The organism is Vibrio sp. 10N.222.46.A1, from assembly GCF_041473595.1.
Lineage (GTDB): Bacteria > Pseudomonadota > Gammaproteobacteria > Enterobacterales > Vibrionaceae > Vibrio > Vibrio tasmaniensis_A.
On the sequence record NZ_JBFRSN010000866.1, the window covers coordinates 1 to 5,170 of the forward strand.

The window sequence follows — 5,170 nt, forward strand, 5'->3', positions numbered from 1 at the left end:
CACACGATAGCGTCGTATTTGCCGCCTTTGATTGCTGCAACTAGCTTTTCAGTTAGCTCTGGCGCGCTCATTTCTGGTTGCAGGTCGTACGTTGCTACTTTTGGAGAAGCAACAAGCTGACGCTCTTCGCCTTCAAACTCGTCTTCTTTGCCGCCGTTGAAGAAGAACGTCACGTGCGCGTATTTCTCTGTTTCAGAGATACGTAGCTGCGTTTTGCCTTCTTTCGATAGCCATTCACCGTAGGTGTTCTCTAGAGAAGCCGGTGGGAATGCACATAGAAGAGGAATATCTGCTGCGTATTGAGTTAGCATCACGAAATCGATCGCTGGGAATGCGTTACGAGCAAAACCATCGAAATCAGGAACGAATGCACGTGTGATTTCACGAGCACGGTCAGCACGGTAGTTCATGAAGATAACCGCATCGCCATCAACGATAGCGGCAGACTCTTCGCCTTCCGCTTTAATTTCAGTCGCTTTCACGAACTCATCGTTTTCGTCACGAGCGTAAGCCGCTTCTAGGCCAGCTACTGCAGTGTCGAATGTGAACTCTGCTTTTGCTTGAGTCAGCAGGTCGTAAGATTCTTGAACGCGATCCCAGTTGTTATCACGGTCCATTGCGTAGTAACGACCAATAAGCGAAGCAACACGACCTTTACCTAGCTTAGCGAATAGCTCTTGGAAACGTGCAAGTGTGTTTTCTGCGCTACGTGGCGGTGTATCACGACCGTCTAGGAATGCGTGTAGGTAAATTTTCTCTGCGCCACGCTCTGCTGCCATTTCAACAGCTGCATAGATGTGATCTTCATGAGAGTGAACGCCACCTGGAGACATAAGGCCCATGATGTGCACTGCTTTATCAGCTTTCACCGCTTTATCAACCGCATTCACTAGCGCTTCAGTTTGGCCGAACTCTCCATCTGAAATTGACTTAGTAATACGAGTAAGATCTTGATATACCACACGACCCGCACCGATGTTGGTGTGACCCACTTCAGAGTTACCCATTTGGCCATCAGGTAGGCCTACATCTAAGCCAGAAGCCGAGATTAGCGTGTTAGGTTGGTTAGCAATAAGACCGTCTAATACAGGTGTATTAGCGTTCGCGATAGCGTTGTCTTGGTTGTCTTCACGGTAACCGTAACCGTCAAGGATCACTAGAGCCATTGGCTTCTTAGCTGACATAGGACTGACCTCGTTCAATTCAAAATAAATCGGTATAAAAACAAATTAGCGTAATTTTACTACAGTTTACAGTCAAAACTGTAGCGGAAGATCAAGAAACGTCGCAGGTAGGATGATCGGATATGAAAAAAAGCGTCACTTAATGAATAAAGTCAGCGACATGATATCGCTGATAACTTACAGGTGCAGTGCAATTAAGGCACGAATCTAGATTACTAATAGGTTGAAATCACACCACAAGTGATACGTCACACCCTATCTCCGCACCTTTGCCTAAGAACATAATGACCAAGTACTGTGCGATACTGCAGCCTGATGAGGTTAGATCTCTGCACACCCCCACTCTGGGAAGTGCTTGCGCACGTAGGTATTCAAGTCTTTTTCTGATGAAGAGTAGACACGGCCTTCTTCTTTTTCATCCGATACCGATTCAACCATACCCGCACCTACTGTCACATTATTATGACGGTCAATCACAATGAATGACCCAGTTTGTGGTAGTGTTTGGTAAGTATCAACAGCAATTTTGTCCGTCAATACAATCTCAGACAAAGCAATCTCGTTAAGGTCTAACGTTTCACTCTCTTTGGCGTGCTGTTTTAATGTATTGACATCAATTTTATGAGGGATGCCAGTCACTTTACCAACACAAGATTTGGTCGCAAACTTAAAGATGTACTCTTTATGCGTACGCATTGGGTTCTCACCCATCCATACGATATGAGCATTGACCTTATTGGTGACTTTTGGCTCATGACCGTTGTGCACCAGCATATCACCCCGTGACACATCAATCTCATCTTCAAGAATTAACGTGATCGCTTGACCAGGACGTGCGGTATCCAGATCACCATCAAAGGTATAAATCGACTTTACTCGAGAGCTCTTACCTGATGGCAGCGCTGTCACTTCATCGCCCACTTGCACCAAACCAGACGCAAGCGTGCCACAGAAACCACGGAAGTTTAGATTAGGGCGATTCACGTATTGCACTGGAAAGCGCATATGTTCGAGGTCTTTATCTTGGTCAATTTTGACGGTTTCAAGCAGCTTCATCAGCGTTGCACCTGGATACCAATCCATCACCTCACTTGATTTCACCACGTTGTCTCCGTTCAGGGCTGAAATCGGCACAAAACGGATATCATCGATGTTGAAGTTCTTTGCCATTTCACGGTAATCAGCCTTAATCTTCTGATACACCTCTTGACTATAGTCCATCAAGTCCATTTTATTGACAGCGACAATGATGTGCTTAATACCCAACAAGCTACAGATATAGCTGTGACGGCGGGTTTGTGTCTGAATACCGTAACGAGCATCAACCATTACAATCGCTAACTCACAAGTAGAAGCGCCCGTCACCATATTACGCGTGTACTGCTCGTGTCCTGGAGTATCAGCGATGATGAACTTGCGCTTATCCGTTGAAAAGTAGCGGTATGCTACATCAATCGTAATACCTTGCTCTCGTTCTGACTGCAGACCATCCACCAAAAGCGCCAGATCAAAATCACCATCGGTGGTGTTAAATTTCTGAGAGTCTTTCTCAATCGCTGCCATTTGGTCTTCGTAAATCAACTTTGAATCATAAAGCAGACGACCAATCAATGTCGACTTACCATCATCAACGTTACCGCAAGTGAGGAAGCGCAATAAATCTTTGTTTTCATGAACTTTCAGATATGCTTCGATATCCGTTGCGATAAGCTCTGAGCTGTGAGACATATCGTTCTCCTAATCTTCTTTTCAGGCTTCAATGCCCTGTATAATTGGGTTGTCTACTCGAATGCTTTGCACTCTAGAGTATGGGAGCCTTAGCTCCACATCGCAGAAAGTGACTGTGTACCTTCTGCAATTACATTTCATTTAATGAGCGTAATACGCTGACAACGTGTTGATGAAATTTTGCTTGTCATCGAGCGTTAACGCGTTAATGCCTGCGGCTGCTTTACGGCCACCACCTGTGGCAAACGACGAGCAGATATCATCGGCCCCAACACGGTGGTTTAATGGTGCACGTACGCTCACCGTGTAATCTTGCTCGCTCGCGTTTAGCGTTAATACTGCATGCGCTAAGTCAGGGCTTTGATTTGCAAGCTCGTTTCCAAACACACCACTAATGCGCCTTGCCCAAGCTTCACACGGTAGCTCAAACACTTTACATTGGGTATCCGAGTAAGTTGGCGTGATGCTCAACACTTGGTTACGGTCTAGCTCGTAGCCTTTCTTCAGTGTGTGATACGGCGAGTTATCGTCATCGAGTAGCGATAGCGGATCGACGTAGCCAATGAGTTGCAAATAGAGCGCTGCTGGCTCTATGTGTAAATCGCTCAGCGTTGCACCATAACCGTTATAGTTAATCAAAGTACCTAACTCTTTTAAGAACTCGATCTCTGATTCGCTCAGGCCAATCTCTTGTGCCAACTTCTGGGCAGAAGAAAATAGGTTATCACCAAATGCCGCAGCCACAGCCCACTTAGCGTGTTTACCGCCTAGCCGTTGGTTAATCAATAAACTGGTGCAGATTTCCGCATCAAGATTGATTAATACGTCAAGGTTTTCAGATTTTGGGATATCGCCACTACGATGATGGTCGCAGTAGAAAACTTTGACGTTGTTGCGTAGCAGTGCTGCAAGATCTGGTAAATTCTTCTCCATGGATATATCCAGCACCGTCACTGATCTGGCGTTGTCGATATCCACTTGTTTTAACAATTTGATGTCGCGCTTCACACCGGTAGTCAAAGTGGACTCTTTTGGCTCAGCGAATCGCAATTGCAGTAGTGCAATGATTCCATCTGCATCACCATTAAATACGTCATAATGCATTAATACTGCCCTCCTAACTGCAAGTAACCTTTTTTCTCAAGTTCAGCTACGACAAAATCCGCGCAAGCTTCAATAGATAGCTCTGCAGTATGCAGATGGATTTCAGGATTCACCGGTGCTTGGTATTCTGAGTCGATGCCTGTGAAGTGTTTAATCTCACCGGCACGTGCTTTCTTGTAGAGCCCTTTAGGGTCGCGTGCTTCACACACCTCTAGCGGGGTATCGACAAACACTTCAAGAAATTCACCTTCAGTTACCAATTCACGCACTTGTTGGCGATCAGAAATAAACGGTGAGATAAACGCAGTTAACACAATATTGCCCGCATCAACAAACAGCTTAGCTACCTCACCGATGCGGCGGATATTTTCAATGCGGTCTGAATCTGAAAAACCTAAATCTTGATTGAGGCCATGACGCACATTATCGCCATCAAGCAGATAACTGTGCTTGCCCATTTGCAGCAGTTTACTTTCAACGGCATTTGCGACGGTGGATTTACCAGAACCACTTAAACCTGTGAACCAAAGTATGACTGGATTTTGCCCTTTTTGAGCCACACGATCTTGATGGGTCACTGTTGAGTTATGCCACACGACATCGTCACTCACCGAGTCATTATTTTTACGTTGGTATGGAGTCGTCATAACAGTTTAAAAATACCCTTCGCGTTTCTTCTTCTCCATTGAGCCAGAAGAATCATGATCAATAGCACGGCCTTGGCGTTCAGACGTTGTGGTGAGTAGCATCTCTTGGATAATTTCTGGCAGCGTTGCGGCTTCAGACTCTACCGCACCCGTCAACGGGTAACAGCCAAGTGTGCGGAAACGAACCATCTTTTCTTCAATCACCTCACCTTCTTTGAGCTCCATCCGCTCATCGTCTTTCATTATGAGCATACCGTCACGCTTAATCACTGGACGTTTTGCCGCTAGGTATAATCCTGGGATTTCAATATTCTCAAGGTAGATGTATTGCCAGATATCCAGCTCAGTCCAGTTTGATAAAGGGAACACACGAATGCTCTCGCCTTTATTTACTTTACCGTTATACACATTCCATAGCTCAGGACGTTGGTTTTTCGGGTCCCAGCGGTGATGTTCATCGCGGAAAGAATATACACGCTCTTTGGCGCGAGATTTTTCTTCATCACG

At 45.6% G+C, this 5,170-nt stretch carries 5 protein-coding genes; all 5 read right to left on the reverse strand.

Translation table 11 applies throughout. The features are described from left to right. A partial coding sequence (gene gpmI / locus AB4496_RS21275; RefSeq protein ID WP_372131877.1) for a 2,3-bisphosphoglycerate-independent phosphoglycerate mutase occupies positions 1-1,184 on the reverse strand: 1,184 nt, incomplete at its 3' end. A gap of 321 nt (positions 1,185-1,505) precedes the next feature. Further along, a complete protein-coding gene (gene cysN / locus AB4496_RS21280) occupies positions 1,506-2,912 on the reverse strand; it encodes a sulfate adenylyltransferase subunit CysN (protein WP_009847927.1) in 1,407 nt (468 codons plus the stop codon). Between the two features lie 141 nt (positions 2,913-3,053). Beyond that, positions 3,054-4,016, reverse strand: a complete 963-nt coding sequence (locus AB4496_RS21285; RefSeq protein ID WP_009847928.1) for a hypothetical protein — start codon at positions 4,014-4,016, stop codon at positions 3,054-3,056. Next, positions 4,016-4,663, reverse strand: a complete 648-nt coding sequence (gene cysC / locus AB4496_RS21290; RefSeq protein ID WP_009847929.1) for an adenylyl-sulfate kinase — start codon at positions 4,661-4,663, stop codon at positions 4,016-4,018. Before cysC ends, AB4496_RS21285 begins: the two co-directional genes overlap by 1 nt. Positions 4,664-4,669: 6 nt before the next feature. Further along, positions 4,670-5,170 (reverse strand): sulfate adenylyltransferase subunit CysD (cysD, locus tag AB4496_RS21295; protein ID WP_372131879.1); only part of this gene is annotated, 501 nt, incomplete at its 5' end.

Bases quoted from the DNA above. Each gene is read 5' to 3' on its own strand.
- cysN (WP_009847927.1), bottom strand. From the start codon at position 2,912: ATGTCTCACAGCTCAGAGCTTATCGCAACGGATATCGAAGCATATCTG.
- AB4496_RS21285 (WP_009847928.1), bottom strand. From the start codon at position 4,016: ATGCATTATGACGTATTTAATGGTGATGCAGATGGAATCATTGCACTA.
- cysC (WP_009847929.1), bottom strand. From the start codon at position 4,663: ATGACGACTCCATACCAACGTAAAAATAATGACTCGGTGAGTGACGAT.